Origin of the sequence: Agromyces sp. NPDC056523 (genome assembly GCF_042794545.1) — a bacterium.
Classification (GTDB): domain Bacteria; phylum Actinomycetota; class Actinomycetes; order Actinomycetales; family Microbacteriaceae; genus Agromyces.
The window spans coordinates 1233571-1248314 of the sequence record NZ_JBHTTM010000001.1; the positions used below are offsets into that span (position 1 = coordinate 1233571).

Consider the following 14744-nt stretch of genomic DNA (forward strand, 5'->3'; position numbering starts at 1 on the left):
GACATCCGTTCGCCCGCCGGGGCCCTTCGATAGGGTTGACGGGTGACCCAGGAGATCGAGATCGGCCGCTCCAAGCGGGGCCGTCGCGTCTACGCGTTCGACGACATCGCGATCGTGCCGAGCCGGCGCACGCGCGACCCCGAAGACGTGTCGGTGGGCTGGACGATCGACGCGTACCAGTTCGACATCCCGTTCCTCGCCGCGCCCATGGACTCCGTCGTCTCGCCGCGCACGGCGATCATGATGGGGCAGCTCGGCGGTCTCGGCGTGCTCGACCTCGAGGGCCTCTGGACGCGCTACGAGGACCCCGAGCCGGTGCTCGCCGAGATCCGCAACCTCGCCGACGACCGGGCCACGGCCCGCATGCAGGAGCTCTACGCCGAGCCGATCAAGCCCGACCTCGTCACGGCCCGGCTCGCCGAGGTCCGCGCCGCGGGCGTCACCGTGGCCGGCGCCCTCTCGCCCCAGCGCACGCAAGAGCTCTACGAGACCGTCGTCGCCGCGGGCGTCGACCTGTTCGTGATCCGCGGCACCACGGTCTCGGCCGAGCACGTCTCCAAGAACCAGGAGCCGCTCAACCTCAAGAAGTTCATCTACGAGCTCGACGTCCCCGTGATCGTCGGCGGCGCGGCCACCTACACGGCGGCCCTGCACCTCATGCGCACGGGCGCCGCGGGCGTGCTCGTCGGGTTCGGCGGGGGCGCCGCGTCGACCACGCGCGCGACGCTCGGCATCCATGCGCCCATGGCGACCGCGGTGGCCGATGTCGCGGGCGCCCGCCGCGACTACCTCGACGAGTCGGGCGGCCGGTACGTGCACGTCATCGCCGACGGCGGCGTCGGCAAGGCCGGCGACATCGTCAAGGCCATCGCCTGCGGCGCCGACGCGGTCATGCTCGGTGCCGCGCTCGCGCGAGCCACGGATGCCCCCGGCGGCGGATGGCACTGGGGTCCCGAGGCGCACCATGCGAAGCTGCCGCGCGGCCAGCGCGTGCAGGTCGGCCAGGCCGCCCCGCTGGAGGAGATCCTGTACGGTCCGGCGCCCGGCGCGGACGGCACGGCGAACCTCGTCGGCGCGCTGCGCAAGTCGATGGCCACGACCGGGTACTCCGACCTCAAGGAGTTCCAGCGCGTCGAGGTCGTCGTCGCGCCCTACACGTCCGCCTGACCCGCGTCGACCCCCCGCGGGGTTCCATGGTGCCCCTCGCGGGGCTCCGGTAGCGTGGAGCAGACGGGCGGATCGCTCCGGTCCGCCTCGGAGTGGGGAGCGACGATGGCGAGACTGAAGTCCGTGGCGCGGTCGAACAAGCTCGGGCCCGACGAGCGAGCGGCGGCGATCGCCCGGCTGAAGGAGAAGGAACTCGACATCCTCGTCGTGGGCGGCGGCATCGTCGGCACGGGGGCCGCGCTCGACGCGGTGACCCGCGGCCTCTCCACCGGCCTGCTGGAGGCACGGGACTGGGCGTCGGGCACCTCGAGCCGGTCGTCGAAGCTCGTGCACGGCGGCATCCGGTACCTCGAACAGCTCGACTTCCGCCTCGTCCGCGAGGCGCTCATCGAACGCGGCCTGCTGCTGCAGCGCATCGCGCCGCACCTCGTCAAGCCCGTGCGGTTCCTGTACCCGCTGAACAAGCGTGTCTTCGAGCGGTTCTACATCGGCGCAGGGATGTTCCTGTACGACGTGTTCAGTTACAGCGGCGGGCGCCCGCCGGGCGTTCCGCACCACCGTCACCTGTCGAAGCGGCAGGTGCTCCGCGCGGCGCCCTCCATCGCGCCGAGCGCGCTCGTCGGGGGGATCACCTACTACGACGCCCAGGTCGACGACGCCCGCTACGTGGCATCCCTCGCCCGCACCGCCTCGTTCTACGGCGCCCATGTCGCCAGCCGCGTCAAGGTCGAGGGCTTCGTCAAGGTCGGCGAGCGCGTGGTCGGCGTCAAGGCGCACGACCTGCAGACCGACGAGCACTTCGAGATCCGCGCCAGGCAGGTCGTGAACGCGACCGGTGTCTGGACCGACGACACCCAGCGGATGGTCGGCGAGCGCGGCACGTTCAAGGTGCGAGCATCGAAGGGCATCCACCTGGTCGTGCCGCGCGACCGGTTCCAGTCGAACATGGGCATGCTGCTGCGCACCGAGAAGAGCGTGCTGTTCGTGATCCCGTGGGGCCGCCACTGGCTCATCGGCACCACCGACACCGACTGGAACCTCGACAAGGCGCACCCCGCGGCCACCGCGGCCGACATCGACTACCTGCTCGAGCACGTGAACGCCGTCCTGAACATCCCGCTCACCCGGGAGGACGTCGAGGGCGTGTTCGCAGGCCTGCGCCCGCTGCTCGCCGGCGAGAGCGACGAGACGTCGAAGCTGTCGCGCGAGCACATCGTCGCGCACACCGTGCCCGGCCTCGTCGTCGTGGCGGGCGGCAAGTGGACCACCTACCGCGTGATGGCCAAAGACGCCATCGACGCGGCGGCCGACGCCCTTGACGGGCGCGTGCCGGCCTCGACCACGCAGGACATCCCGCTGCTCGGCGCCGAGGGCTACCAGGCCGCATGGAACAAGCGCGGAAAGATCGCGCGGGCCTTCGGCGTGCACAAGGTGCGCATCGAGCACCTGCTCAACCGGTACGGCACCATGACCGACGACCTGCTCGACCTCATCCGCGAGCGACCCGAGCTCGGCGAGCCGCTCCCGGGCGCCGACGACTACCTCGGCGCCGAGGTCGTGTACGCGGCCTCGCACGAGGGCGCGCTCCACCTCGACGACGTGCTCGCCCGACGCACGCGCATCTCGATCGAGGCATGGGACCGCGGCGTCTCGGCGGCCCCCGTCGCGGCCAACCTCATGGCGGGCGTGCTCGGATGGGACGCCGACCGTGAGGCGCTCGAGGTCGAGCGGTACCTCCAGCGCGTCGCTGCCGAGCGTGCGTCGCAGGAGCAGCCCGACGACCAGTCCGCCGACCGCGTACGGCTCGAGGCGCCCGACATCGTGCAGGTCGACTGAACTCGGTGGTCGGGCCGCCGCACAGCGGCTCCTCGACCACCGCCGGCTCGCAGGGGGCGTGCATCGTGCGCCGATAGAATTCACGGGACATGCTCCGGATGATGCTGCGCCCGCGGTGGGTGCTCGCCCTGCTCGCCGCGCTCGGGGTCGCGGCGGCGTTCGCGATCCTCGCGCAATGGCAGGTGGGCCGCGCCGTCGAGGAGGCCACGGTCGTCGAGCGTCCGACCGAGCGGGTCCGCCCGCTCGCCGACATCGCCCAGCCGGACAGACCGACCGACCAGTCGGCGACCGGTCAGCGCGTCTCGGTGCGCGGCACGGTCGTGCCGGGCGACACCGTGCTCGTCCAGGGGCGCCTCAACGACGGCGTCGCCGGATGGTGGGTGGTCGCCCACCTCGAGGTGACGGATGCCGCACCCGGCGGCCTTCCCGTCGCGCTCGGCTGGTCGGCCGACGAGCAGTCGGCCCGCGAGGCGCTCGACGCAGTCGACGCCGACGCGCGTGGCGGCGGAGCCGAGGTCGAGGTCGTCGGCCGCTTCCTGCCGAGCGAGGCACCCGTCGTGCCCGCCGAGGACGGTGACCCGAACGCGATGACGACGGTCGGGGTCGCGCACCTCATCAACGTCTGGGCCGACTACGACGATCGGCCCGTGTACTTCGGCTATGTCACCGCCGCCGAGCCGGTGGCCGGGCTCGAGGCGATCTCGTCGCCCCCTCCCGAGCAGGAGGCCCAGCTGAACTGGCTCAACGTCTTCTACGCGATCGAGTGGGTCGTGTTCGCGGGCTTCGCGGTGTTCCTCTGGTACCGGCTCGTCAAGGACGCGGTCCAGCGCGAGCGCGAGGAGGCCGAGCTCGCGGCGACGGAGGCCGGCGCGGCCGGTGCATCCGGCGGCTCGGGTGGGGAGCCGACCGGGCGCTGACGCGTTCCGCCTGCGGCGAACTCCGGTCGCGACATCCGCCCACGGGGTGAGGATGCCGGTGTGAGCGATGACGACCGCACCGGGCACGAGCCCGATGACGCGGCGGGCGGACGACCGGCCGAGGAGCCGCTCGACGCCTACTCGAGGATCGTGACGCAGGTGGCGCGCGACCTGCTGCCGAGCATGGCCAGCCTCGCCGTGCGATCCCGGCGCGGTCAGGGCACCGGCAGTGCGAGCGTCATCTCCGACGAGGGCGTGCTCCTGACGAGCGCGCACGTGGTCGTCGGCGCCGAACGCGCCGAAGCGTCCTTCGGCGACGGCACGTCGGTCGACGTCGACGTCATCGGCCGCGACCCGCTCTCCGACCTCGCGGTGCTGCGCGCGCACGGCGCGGTCCCCGCGGCGGTGCCGCTCGGTGATGCGCGCGAGCTGCGCGTCGGGCAGCTCGTCGTCGCCCTGGGCACGCCGCTCGGCTTCGCCGGCAGCGTGACGGCCGGCATCGTCTCCAACCTCGGTCGGTCGCTGCCCACCGCCGCCGGGCGCGTCGTCGACGAGGTGATCCAGACGGATGCCGCGCTGAACCCCGGCAACAGCGGCGGTGCGCTCGCCGACGGGCGCGGGCGCATGGTCGGCGTGAACACCGCGGTCGCGGGAGTCGGACTCGGACTCGCGGTCCCGATCAACCCGGCGACGCGCGCGATCATCGACGCGCTGGTCGCCCGCGGCAGGGTGCGCCGGGCATGGCTCGGCATCGCCGGCGCGCAGGTGCGGCTCGCCCCCGAGCTCGCGACGAGGATCGGCTCGACGACCGGCCTGCAGGTCACGGCCGTGGTGCCCGGCAGCCCGGCGGAGGTCGCGAACATCCGGCCCGGCGACATCGCCGTGAGCCTCGACGGCACGGGGATCGTGACGGCGACGTCGATCCAGCGGCTCATGGTGGAGGATGTGATCGACCGCGAGGTCGAGATGACGCTCTGGCGCGGCGGGGCCCTCGTCGACGTGTTCGTGGTGCCGCGCGAGCTCGTCGGGGCGTAGAAACGACGCCCCGAACCGTCGAGCGACGCGCCGCCGGTCAGGCGTCGCGACGGAACGCTGCCAGGAACTCAGGGCTCGGCGCGATCTCGGTGATGACGTCGACGAGGACGCCGCCGGGGTCGCGCACGATGATGTGCCGCTGGCCGAAGGGCTCGCTGCGCAGCGACTGGACGACCGGCACGCCGGCGGCCTCGAGCCGGGCGGCGACCGCGTCGACGTCATCGAGCTCGAGGTTGACGAGCACGCCGCGTGCGACCGTGCCGTACCCGGCCGGCATCGACTCGTGGGTTGGATCGAGGATCGCGAGCTCGGAACTGGTCGCCGGGTGGCGCAGGCTCACGTACCAGTCCGACTCGAACGTCGCCTCGAAGCCGAAATGCTCGCGGTAGAACTCGGCGCTCGCCGCGACATCGCCGGCACAGAGGACGGGGTAGCTGGAGCGGAGCATGCGGCGGCCTCCTGGCTTAAAGAGATACATACAGTCTGTATGTATGGCCAGTCTGGTTGACATACAGTGTGCATGTCAAGTGGTGGCGAGACTGGAGGATGAAGACCGATGCCGACGAAGGCGGAGCAACGGGAGCGCACGCGCGATGCCATCCTCGGCATCGCGGCACGGCGGTTCGCCGAGTCCGGCTACGCGGGCGTCGCGCTCGAGGAGGTGGTGGCGGAAGTCGGCCTGACGCGCGGCGCGGTCTACCACCACTTCGGCAGCAAGCACGGCCTGTTCGCCGGCGTCGTCGAGCGCGCTCAGTTCGCCGTGGCCGAAGCCGTCGAGCGGGCTTCAGGCGTCGATGCGCCGCCCATGGACGCCTTCCTGGCCGGGTGCCGCGCGTTCCTCGAGGCGAGCCTCGCGCCCGAGGTGCGTCGCATCCTGCTCGTCGACGGTCCCGCCGTGCTCGGGTGGGACGACTGGCGCGACGGTGACCTCGAGTCGAGCGCGCGCCTGCTCGACGCGGGCGTGGCCGAATTGGCCGACGCGGGCGTCATCGCTCGGCGATCGCTCGGCACGGTCACCACCATGGTGTCCGGCGCGCTGAACGAGGTCGCCATCGCGAACGCCTCCGCCGCCGACCCGCAGCGCGGAATCGACGCCGCCATCGCCACGCTCGCCCGTATGCTCACGGGGCTCGCCCCCGATGCCGACTCAGGCGTCGCGCAGGCAACCGCCCCGTAGACTGGACGCCATGCCCCTCGAGCCCAAATCGGCTGATTTCCCGCGCATCCGCGGGGCCCTGAAGTTCTACATGGTCTGCTCGGTCATCACGGGCGTCATGCTGCTGCTGCTGTGCACCGAGATGCTGCTCAAGTACGTGTGGCACCTCGAGCTGTTCGCGTTCGGCCCGAACGGGCTGCTCTCGTTCGAGCCGGTCGTCGAGACGCCCGAGGGCCTCGAGTCGACGGGCACGGGCGTGAACCTGTCGACGGGCATCCTCATCGCGCACGGCTGGTTCTACGTCGTGTACCTCTTCAGCAACTTCCGCCTGTGGAGCCTCATGCGCTGGCGCTTCCCGCGCCTGCTGCTCCTGGCATCGGGCGGCATCGTGCCGTTCCTCTCGTTCTTCCTCGAGGCGCGCATCGCCCGCGAGGTGCGCGGCTACCTGGCCAGGCGTGAAGCGGATGCCGCGCCCGCACGTCCCGAGTCCGAATCCGAGTCCGTGGAGGCCGCCCAGTGAGCGAGACCCAGCAGCGCCCCGTGCTCGTCGTCGACTTCGGCGCGCAGTACGCGCAGCTGATCGCGCGACGCGTGCGCGAGGCATCCGTCTACTCCGAGATCGTGCCGCACACCATCAGCGCCGATGAAGTGCGCGCGATGGACCCGATCGGCATCGTGCTCTCGGGCGGGCCGTCGTCGGTGTATGAAGCGGGGGCGCCCGCGCTCGATCCCGGCATCCTCGAGCTCGGGGTGCCGACGCTCGGCATCTGCTACGGCTTCCAGGTCATGGCGCAGCAGCTCGGCGGCGAGGTCGCCCACACCGGCCGCCGCGAGTACGGCTCGACCGAGGCGACGCTGCGCGTCGACGGCAACGCGCTGCTCGGCGGGCAGCCTGAGCACCAGACGGTGTGGATGAGCCACGGCGACTCCGTCGCGGTCGCGCCCGAGGGCTTCGACGTGCTCGCCTCGACGGCCGACACCCCGGTCGCCGCCTTCGCGAACGACGCGCAGCGCTTCTACGGCGTGCAGTGGCATCCCGAGGTCAAGCACTCGCCGTTCGGACAGGACGTCATCGAGAACTTCCTGCACCGGGCCGCCGGCATCCCCGCCGACTGGAACTCGGGCAACGTCATCGCCGAGCAGGTCGCGCGCATCCGCGAGCAGGTCGGCTCGGGCCGGGTCATCGCGGGCCTGTCGGGCGGCGTCGACTCCGCGGTCGCGGCCGCGATCGTGCACGAGGCCGTCGGCGACCAGCTCGTGTGCGTCTTCGTCGACCACGGGCTGCTCCGGAAGGACGAGCGCAAGCAGGTCGAGGTCGACTACGTCGCCGCGACCGGCATCCGGCTGGTCACCGTCGACGCACAGGACACGTTCCTCGACGCGCTCGCCGGGGTCACCGACCCCGAGGAGAAGCGCAAGATCATCGGGCGCGAGTTCATCCGCGCCTTCGAGCGGGCCGAGCGCGACCTCGTCGCCGAGGCCGAGGCCGACGGCGAGTCCATCCGCTACCTGGTGCAGGGCACGCTCTACCCCGATGTGGTCGAATCGGGCGGCGGCACCGGCACCGCGAACATCAAGAGCCACCACAACGTGGGCGGCCTGCCCGAAGATCTGCAGTTCGAGCTCGTCGAGCCGCTGCGCACGCTCTTCAAGGACGAAGTGCGGGCGATCGGCCGCGAGCTCGGTCTGCCCGAGGCGATCGTCGGCCGCCAGCCCTTCCCCGGCCCGGGCCTCGGCATCCGCATCGTCGGCGAGGTCACGCGCGACCGGCTCGAGACGCTGCGCGAGGCCGACGCCATCGCGCGTGCCGAGCTCACCGCAGCGGGCCTCGACCAGGAGATCTGGCAGTGCCCCGTCGTGCTGCTCGCCGACGTGCGCTCCGTGGGCGTCCAGGGCGACGGTCGCACCTACGGCCACCCGATCGTGCTGCGCCCGGTCTCGTCCGAGGACGCGATGACCGCCGACTGGACCCGCCTGCCCTACGAGGTGCTCGCGCGCATCTCGAACCGCATCACCAACGAGGTGGCCGAAGTCAACCGCGTCGTGCTCGACGTCACGTCGAAGCCGCCGGGGACCATCGAGTGGGAGTAGCGTCGGCGTCGCTGACGTGAGGAGGGCGCGGACCGCGAGGTCCGCGCCCTCCGTCGTGCGGAGTCGTGACATCCGTCGCCCGCTTCGGAAGGATGGCTGCATGGGCGTCGTCGAGAACTCGAAGCTGTCGGTCGTCGGAGCGGGGAGCGTCGGGACGAGCCTCGCGTACGCCGCGCTCATCCGGGAGTCGGCGTCGCAGGTCGCGCTCTACGACATCGCGACCGAGAAGGTCGAGGCCGAGGTGCTCGACCTCGCGCACGGCACGCAGTTCACGCGGTCGAGCGTGATCGGCGGGGCCGATCTCGACGTCGTCGCCGGCTCGCACGTCGTCGTGATCACCGCCGGAGCCAAGCAGCAGCCGGGCCAGAGCCGGATGGAACTCGCGGGCACGAACGTCGGGATCCTCGAGCGACTGCTGCCCGGCCTGCTCGAGCGCGCCCCCGACGCGATCTACGTGCTCGTCACGAATCCCGTCGACGTGCTGACGCTCGCCGCGCAGCGCATCAGCGGGTTGCCGTCCGAGCGGGTGTTCGGATCGGGCACGGTGCTCGACACGTCGCGGCTGCGGTGGCTGCTCGCGAAGCGCGCCGGCGTCACGACCGCGAGCGTGCACGCCGACATCGTCGGCGAGCACGGCGACACCGAGTTCCCGCTGTGGTCGAACGCGCGGATCGGGCCGGTGCCGATCCTCGACTGGCGTGCCGGCGAGCCGTTCACGCGCGAGGAGCTCGACGGGATCGCGCACGAGGTGCGCAACGCGGCGTACACCGTCATCCGCGGCAAGGGCGCCACCAACTACGCGATCGGGCTCACCGGCGCCCGCATCGTCGAGGCGGTGCTCGGCGACGAGCGTGCCGTGCTGCCCGTGAGCACCGTGCTCTCCGGGGTGCGCGGCATCGACGACGTCGCGCTCTCGCTGCCCAGCGTGGTCGGCGGCGACGGGGCGTTCGCGGTCGCCGAGACGCCCCTGTCCTCCGACGAGGAGGCGCTGCTCGCGGCATCCGCCGACGCCATCAGGGCCGCGGGCGCGACCCTCGGCATCTGAGCCCGGGACGCCCGCCCGGGGCATTCGCCCGTCGGTTCAGAAAATGTTCGCGGCGGTGTCGATCGGGCGTCTTCCCGTTCGACGCCATGAGTGAGAGGGTCGAAGGGCGACCCGAACACGGAGGAGTTTTCACCATGACGCGGTACATGCTGATCATGCGGGCCACCGACGAAGCCGTCGAGGCGTACCAGGACATGCCGTTCGACGAGGTCATCGCGGCGATGGGCCGGTACAACGAGGAACTCATGAAGGCCGGCGTGATGCTCGCCGGCGAGGGCCTGACCGACGCGAGCGAGGGCTTCGTCGTCGACTTCTCGGCCGAGCCGCCCCTCGTCACCGATGGCCCCTACGGCGAGACCAAGGAGCTGTTCAACGGCTTCTGGATCCTCGACGTCTCGAGTGCCGAAGAGGCCGCGGAGTGGGCCAAGCGGTGCCCGCTCGGCCCGGGCGCGAAGCTCGAGGTACGGCGCGTGTCCGAGATCGACGACTTCCCGCAGGACAACGAGTGGATCCAGAAGGAGGTCGGCTGGCGCGCCGAGCAGGCCGAGCGTCTCGCTGAAGACGCCCGACGCGCCGCGACCAAGGCGTGACGGCCGACGCGACGGCCCGCCCGGTGGACGCAGAGTCCGCCCGGCGGGCCGTCGCCGCGGTCTGGCGCATCGAGTCGGCGCGCATCGTCGCGACGCTCACGCGCATGGTCGGCGACTTCGCCCTCGCCGAGGACCTCGCGCAGGACGCGCTCGCCGAGGCGCTCGCGCAGTGGCCGGACTCCGGCATCCCGTCGAACCCGGGCGCCTGGCTCACCGCCGTCGGCAAGCGCCGGGCGATCGACGGATGGCGCCGCCGCGAGCGCTACGACGAGCGGCTGGCCGCGATCGCCCACGACCTCGAACGCGAGCAGGCCGAGGCGGCGGATGCCACGGGCGACCTGCCCTACGACCCCGATGCGATCGACGACGACGTGCTCCGGCTCGTGTTCGTGTCCTGCCATCCCGTGCTCTCGCGCGAGGCGCGCGTCGCGCTCACGCTGCGCGTCGTCGCGGGTCTCACGACCGAGGAGATCGCGCGCGCATTCCTCGTGCCGGTCTCGACGGTGCAGCAGCGGATCGTGCGCGCGAAGAAGACGCTCGGCGACGCGGGCGTGCCGTTCGAGGTGCCGCCGCGGTCGGAGTTCCCCGAGCGACTCGGCACCGTGCTCGGCGTGCTGTACCTGATCTTCAACGAGGGGCACTCGGCGTCGGCCGGCGAGGACCTCATGCGGCCCGAGCTCAGCCGCGAGGCACTGCGACTGGGGCGCGTGCTCGCGGGGCTCGTGCCGCGGGAGCCCGAGGTGCACGGGCTCGTCGCGCTCATGGAGCTCACGGCGGCGCGGTTCCCGGCCCGCCTCGACCCTGCCGGGAACCCGGTGCTGCTGCCCGATCAGGACCGGCGGCGGTGGGACCGCTCGGCGATCACGCGGGGGCGCGCGGCGCTCGCGCGCGCCGACGCCATCGGGCGCGGACGAGGCGCCTACGCGCTGCAGGCGGCGATCGCCGAGCAGCACGACATCGCGCCATCCGTCGACGACACCGACTGGGAGACGATCGTCGCGCTCTACGAGGCGCTCGGGCAGGTGGCGCCGTCGCCGGTCGTCGAGCTCAACCGGGCAGTGGCGGTCGCCATGGCCGACGGAGCCGAGGCGGGGCTCGCGATCGTCGACGAGCTCGCTGCCGATGGGCGGCTCGCGAAGTACCATCCGCTGCAGGCGGTGCGCGCCGAGCTGCTCGAACGGCTCGGGCGATCGGATGACGCGCGCGAGGCCTTCGCGGAGGCGGCGCGGCTCACGGCCAACGAGCGGGAGCGCGCGGTGCTGCTCGCGCGGGCGTCGCGACCCGACGCTCGCTGACGCCGCAGACGCGGAACGGGCCGCCCCCGTGGGGACGGCCCGTTCGCGTGGATCGAGGGCTAGTCGCGCGTGATCGCGAGGATGCGCAGGATCTCGAGGTACAGCCAGATGACGGTGACCATGATGCCGAAGGCACCGGTCCAGCCGTACTTCCTGGGAGCCCGGTTTCGCACGCCCTGCTGGATGAAGTCGAAGTCGAGCACGAGCGAGTACGCGGCCATGATCACGACCAGGACGCCGATGATCAGACCGAGCGGGATGCCCATGATCTCGGCACCGCGGAGGCCCCACGGGTCGTCGGTCACGCCGAAGAGGATCAGGCCGAAGTTGACGAGCGAGAACACGATGTAACCGACCATCGCGATCATGAAGACCTTCGTCGCGCGGGCCGACGCGCGGATCTTGCCCGACGCGAACAGCGCGAGCGTCACGCCGACGACCACAAGGGTCGCGATGACCGCCTGGGCGACGATGCCGCCGCCGTAGGCGAGCTCGTACCAGGCCGAGATGCCGCCGACGAACACACCCTGGACTCCCGCATACGCCAGGATCAGCGCGGGCGACGGCTCCTTCTTGAAGATATTGACGAGCGCGAGGACGAAGCCGACGATGCCGGCGCCGATCCAGAGGAACGGCACGGTCTGCACCGTGAGCCAGCCGATCGCGGCGCCGACGAGCAGCACGCCGAACGATGCGGCGGACTTCGCGATCGAGTCCTCGATCGTCATGACCTCGCGGTCGGGGAGCGTGGCGGGCTGGTTGTACATGTCCTGCAACTGCTGGGCGGACATGTCCTGCGCGACAGCCACCGCCCCCTGGTTGGAGAACGCCTCATTACGTGAGAAGGCGGGGTTGTTGAGAGCCATTGCTGTGGTTCCTCTGCTTTCGGCTTTCCGTCGGGTGGAGGGGAATCGTGCGGACCGATCTGGTCGCGTCCTTCCAACCTAGCGGGTTCAGCAGTGTCAACGCCGTGAATCCGCGCGGAATTCCGGGGCCGCGTGGAGGGCCGTGGCTACGCTGGGGGGATGCTGGCAGGTCCTGCGGAGCGACCCCTGGTCATCGGGCACCGCGGCGCGCCGGGCTACCGCCCCGAGCACACCGAGGCCTCGTACCGGCTCGCGTTCGCGCTGGGCGTCGACGCGGTCGAACCCGACCTGGTCGCGACGCGCGACGGCGTGCTCGTGCTGCGCCACGAGAACGAGATCTCGGGCACCACGGATGTCGCGTCCCGCGCCGAGTTCGCATCGCGGCGCACCACGCGCGAGGTCGACGGCACGGCGCTCACGGGCTGGTTCACCGAGGACTTCACGTGGGCCGAGCTGTCCACGCTCCGGGCGACCGAGCGGCTCGGCGGCGTGCGTCAGCACAGCGCGACCTTCGACGGCCGGTACCCGATCATCCGCTTCCGTGACCTGCTCGCGATGCTGGATGCCGCGTCCGACGACTCGGGTCGTGACATCCGCCTCGTCGCGGAGTTCAAGCACGCGACGCACTTCGAGGGGCTCGGCCTGCCGCTCGACGAGCTGTTCGCGGCTGAGCTCGCCGCGGGCGGATGGGGCCGGGGCGACGGCCGCCTCATCTCGGAGTCGTTCGAGCCGACGTTGCTCGAGCGCCTGCGCGACCGCGGCATCGCGGGCACCAAGGTGCTGCTCGTCGAGGATCGCGGCGCACCGTGGGACCTCGTCGCGACGGCGGGCAGCGCCGATGGGCGTCCCCGCACGTACGACTCGTTCGTCACGGAGGAGGGCCTGCTCGGCCTCGCCGGGGCGGTCGACGGCGTGAGCGTCGGCAAGTCCCGGCTCGTGGGCGGGCCGCGGTCGTCGACGGATGTCGCGTCTGCCGCGCGTCGCGCCGCGAACGGCGGGCCGCTCACCGGGTCCGATCTCGTCGATGCCGCGCACGCCGCGGGCCTCGCCGTCTACACGTGGACGCTCCGCCCCGAGAACCGCTTCCTCGCCCAGCCGAACCGGCGGGGGACCGCTCGCGCCGCCTGGGGCGACTGGCTCGGCGAGTTCACGCGCATCATCGGGACCGGCCTCGACGGGATCTTCCTCGACCACCCCGACCTCGGCATCGAGGCGCGTCGCGTCGCCGCCGGCGCCTGACGCGCGCACCGCGCCGCTCTCCCGCTCCCGTCGCGAATCCCGGGTTCGTGCGGGTGCACCCCGCACGAACCCGTGACTCGCTGCGTCCGCCTCGCATGCGGGAACCTCACCACCATCGTTGCGACTCCCGCCTTGGTGCGGGTGCACCCACGTCAACCCGTGACTCGTTGCATCCGCCTCGCACGCGGGGACCTCACCATCGCGACTCCCGCCTTTGGGCAGGTGTACCCGCCGAAACCCGGGACTCGGGCCAACGGGCAGACACTCATGCGCGCCATCCGCGGGCCGTGAGTGCGGTCGTGACGAGGTCGAGCACGCTCGCGTCAGCCATGTCCTTGCGGATCCGTACGACGACCCACCCCGCGATCGCGAGGGCGTTGAGACGGTCGACGTCGCGACCGAACTGCTCGGCGTCCTCGCGGTGCTGCTCGCCGTCATACTCGACAAGAACGCGGTACTCGGCGTACACGAGGTCGCCGGGTGTGGAGCGCCCGTCGCGCAGCACGATCGGCACGTTCAGCGCGGGCTCGGGGAGTCCCGCCGCCACGAGAAGCTCCCGGAGTCTGGTCTCGCGTGGCGAGGCCGAGCCGGCGCGAAGGCGAGCCCAAGCCGCCCGCACCTTTCGCGCGCCTCGCCGCGAGCCGAAGCGGGTGACCGCGGTGTCGAGTTCCTCGCGCGAGCACAGCGGGAGCGGCCAGCCGAGGAGGCGATCGCCCGCCTCGATGAGCTCGTCGACGGTGAGCACGCTCCCGAGTTGGCACCATGCATCTGCGGGGGCCAGGACCGATATGCCGAACGCGAGCCTCACGTCAGGACGCCGTTTGGCGCGATGACCGATCACACCCGCCACCTCGGGCTCGCGGCGCGCCGAGCTGACATGCAGCCGACGGTCTCGCTCGACCCGCCTGGGAGCGGCAGCGCCCAGAGTTGCGCGGCCGTGGCGTGGCTGAACCAGTGCTCGGACGGCATGCGGGTCGCATACGCCTGGCAGCGCTCCAGCACCGTGGCCGGGACCGATGTCGCGCGGACTCCTCGATACGGGCGCACCAGGTCACGCGCCCGAAGTCGTGACGCGGTCACCCCGTGCACGGCCGCTTGGCCGACGTGGAACGGGCGGACGCGGAACTCGAGCGGGAGCGGGGCGGGGCGGGCCATCCGGCGATAGTGGCACTGCGCCACGTCCGTCGGCGGCGGTGTCGGGAAGCCGTCCATGCAGCGGCTGCCGGGCTTGATGTGAGGGACGAGTGGCTGCGCGCACGGGCCGCCAGACGCTCCCCGATTCCCGACTTTCTGCGGGTGGGCCCGCAGAAAGACGGAAGTCGGGCGCAGGAGAGCGAGTGGTGGCGCACGAGCCGCGGCGAGGTTCGGCGAGTCCCGAGTTCGTGCGGGTGCGCCCGCAGAAAGGCGGAAGTCGGGCAGGACAGGAGAGCGAATGGTGGCACACGAGCCGCGGCGAGGTTCGGCGAGTCCCGGGTTCATGCGGGTGGGCCCGCAGAAACTCGGAACT

At 71.8% G+C, this 14744-nt stretch carries 15 protein-coding genes; 11 read left to right on the plus strand and 4 right to left on the minus strand.

Features of this window, described 5'->3' with window-relative positions; all coding sequences use genetic code 11:
* The first annotated feature begins 42 nt into the window (after positions 1 to 42).
* From ACFQ58_RS06110 to ACFQ58_RS06125, 4 genes are all read left to right on the plus strand, one after another.
* A complete protein-coding gene (locus ACFQ58_RS06110; protein WP_376950139.1) occupies positions 43 to 1167 on the plus strand; it encodes a GuaB3 family IMP dehydrogenase-related protein in 1125 nt (374 codons plus the stop codon).
* A gap of 105 nt (positions 1168 to 1272) precedes the next feature.
* Positions 1273 to 3003, plus strand: coding sequence for a glycerol-3-phosphate dehydrogenase/oxidase (locus ACFQ58_RS06115; RefSeq protein WP_376950140.1), 1731 nt, complete (start codon positions 1273 to 1275; stop codon positions 3001 to 3003).
* A gap of 89 nt (positions 3004 to 3092) precedes the next feature.
* The gene (locus ACFQ58_RS06120; protein WP_376950141.1) at positions 3093 to 3920 is read left to right on the plus strand and encodes an SURF1 family protein; all 828 of its coding nucleotides are present in this window, start codon (positions 3093 to 3095) and stop codon (positions 3918 to 3920) included.
* A gap of 60 nt (positions 3921 to 3980) precedes the next feature.
* Complete coding sequence (locus ACFQ58_RS06125; RefSeq protein ID WP_376950142.1) at positions 3981 to 4955, plus strand: S1C family serine protease; 975 nt, start codon at positions 3981 to 3983, stop codon at positions 4953 to 4955.
* Positions 4956 to 4992: 37 nt separating this feature from the next.
* On the opposite strand, the gene ACFQ58_RS06130 is transcribed toward ACFQ58_RS06125, so the two are convergent.
* A complete protein-coding gene (locus tag ACFQ58_RS06130; protein ID WP_376950143.1) occupies positions 4993 to 5403 on the minus strand; it encodes a VOC family protein in 411 nt (136 codons plus the stop codon).
* A 108-nt stretch (positions 5404 to 5511) separates the two neighbouring features.
* Here ACFQ58_RS06130 and ACFQ58_RS06135 point away from each other — a divergent pair, with 108 nt between their 5' ends.
* From ACFQ58_RS06135 to ACFQ58_RS06160, 6 genes are all read left to right on the plus strand, one after another.
* Positions 5512 to 6132: a TetR family transcriptional regulator gene (locus ACFQ58_RS06135; protein WP_376950144.1), complete on the plus strand. Its 621-nt coding sequence runs from the start codon at positions 5512 to 5514 to the stop codon at positions 6130 to 6132.
* Positions 6133 to 6142: 10 nt separating this feature from the next.
* Positions 6143 to 6631 carry a DUF3817 domain-containing protein gene (locus tag ACFQ58_RS06140; protein ID WP_376950145.1) on the plus strand — a complete coding sequence of 163 codons (489 nt, stop codon included), beginning with the start codon at positions 6143 to 6145 and terminating at the stop codon, positions 6629 to 6631.
* On the plus strand, positions 6628 to 8202 hold the full coding sequence (guaA, locus tag ACFQ58_RS06145; protein ID WP_376950146.1) for a glutamine-hydrolyzing GMP synthase: 1575 nt from the start codon (positions 6628 to 6630) through the stop codon (positions 8200 to 8202). The genes ACFQ58_RS06140 and guaA overlap by 4 nt, the downstream gene beginning before the upstream one ends.
* A 100-nt stretch (positions 8203 to 8302) precedes the next feature.
* Positions 8303 to 9247 (plus strand): L-lactate dehydrogenase, encoded by a 945-nt coding sequence (locus tag ACFQ58_RS06150; RefSeq protein WP_376950147.1) that lies wholly within the window; start codon positions 8303 to 8305, stop codon positions 9245 to 9247.
* A 134-nt stretch (positions 9248 to 9381) separates the two neighbouring features.
* On the plus strand, positions 9382 to 9837 hold the full coding sequence (locus ACFQ58_RS06155; RefSeq protein ID WP_376950148.1) for a YciI family protein: 456 nt from the start codon (positions 9382 to 9384) through the stop codon (positions 9835 to 9837).
* Between the two features lie 23 nt (positions 9838 to 9860).
* On the plus strand, positions 9861 to 11132 hold the full coding sequence (locus tag ACFQ58_RS06160; RefSeq protein ID WP_376950149.1) for an RNA polymerase sigma factor: 1272 nt from the start codon (positions 9861 to 9863) through the stop codon (positions 11130 to 11132).
* Between the two features lie 59 nt (positions 11133 to 11191).
* Here the strand turns inward: ACFQ58_RS06160 and ACFQ58_RS06165 are convergent, their stop codons facing one another.
* Complete coding sequence (locus ACFQ58_RS06165; RefSeq protein ID WP_376950150.1) at positions 11192 to 11998, minus strand: Bax inhibitor-1/YccA family protein; 807 nt, start codon at positions 11996 to 11998, stop codon at positions 11192 to 11194.
* Positions 11999 to 12157: 159 nt separating this feature from the next.
* Here ACFQ58_RS06165 and ACFQ58_RS06170 point away from each other — a divergent pair, with 159 nt between their 5' ends.
* On the plus strand, positions 12158 to 13237 hold the full coding sequence (locus tag ACFQ58_RS06170) for a glycerophosphodiester phosphodiesterase family protein (protein WP_376950151.1): 1080 nt from the start codon (positions 12158 to 12160) through the stop codon (positions 13235 to 13237).
* A 265-nt stretch (positions 13238 to 13502) separates the two neighbouring features.
* On the opposite strand, the gene ACFQ58_RS06175 is transcribed toward ACFQ58_RS06170, so the two are convergent.
* Positions 13503 to 13982 (minus strand): DUF559 domain-containing protein, encoded by a 480-nt coding sequence (locus ACFQ58_RS06175; RefSeq protein ID WP_376950152.1) that lies wholly within the window; start codon positions 13980 to 13982, stop codon positions 13503 to 13505.
* A 92-nt stretch (positions 13983 to 14074) separates the two neighbouring features.
* Entirely contained in the window at positions 14075 to 14392 is a 318-nt protein-coding gene (locus ACFQ58_RS06180; RefSeq protein WP_376950153.1) for a hypothetical protein, read from the minus strand.
* Positions 14393 to 14744: the final 352 nt, after the last annotated feature.

Coding starts and splice junctions, on each gene's coding strand:
- ACFQ58_RS06115 (WP_376950140.1), top strand. CDS start 1,273: ATGGCGAGACTGAAGTCCGTGGCGCGGTCGAACAAGCTCGGGCCCGAC.
- ACFQ58_RS06120 (WP_376950141.1), top strand. CDS start 3,093: ATGCTCCGGATGATGCTGCGCCCGCGGTGGGTGCTCGCCCTGCTCGCC.
- ACFQ58_RS06130 (WP_376950143.1), bottom strand. CDS start 5,403: ATGCTCCGCTCCAGCTACCCCGTCCTCTGTGCCGGCGATGTCGCGGCG.
- ACFQ58_RS06135 (WP_376950144.1), top strand. CDS start 5,512: ATGCCGACGAAGGCGGAGCAACGGGAGCGCACGCGCGATGCCATCCTC.
- ACFQ58_RS06140 (WP_376950145.1), top strand. CDS start 6,143: ATGCCCCTCGAGCCCAAATCGGCTGATTTCCCGCGCATCCGCGGGGCC.
- ACFQ58_RS06150 (WP_376950147.1), top strand. CDS start 8,303: ATGGGCGTCGTCGAGAACTCGAAGCTGTCGGTCGTCGGAGCGGGGAGC.
- ACFQ58_RS06155 (WP_376950148.1), top strand. CDS start 9,382: ATGACGCGGTACATGCTGATCATGCGGGCCACCGACGAAGCCGTCGAG.
- ACFQ58_RS06165 (WP_376950150.1), bottom strand. CDS start 11,998: ATGGCTCTCAACAACCCCGCCTTCTCACGTAATGAGGCGTTCTCCAAC.
- ACFQ58_RS06170 (WP_376950151.1), top strand. CDS start 12,158: ATGCTGGCAGGTCCTGCGGAGCGACCCCTGGTCATCGGGCACCGCGGC.
- ACFQ58_RS06180 (WP_376950153.1), bottom strand. CDS start 14,392: ATGGCCCGCCCCGCCCCGCTCCCGCTCGAGTTCCGCGTCCGCCCGTTC.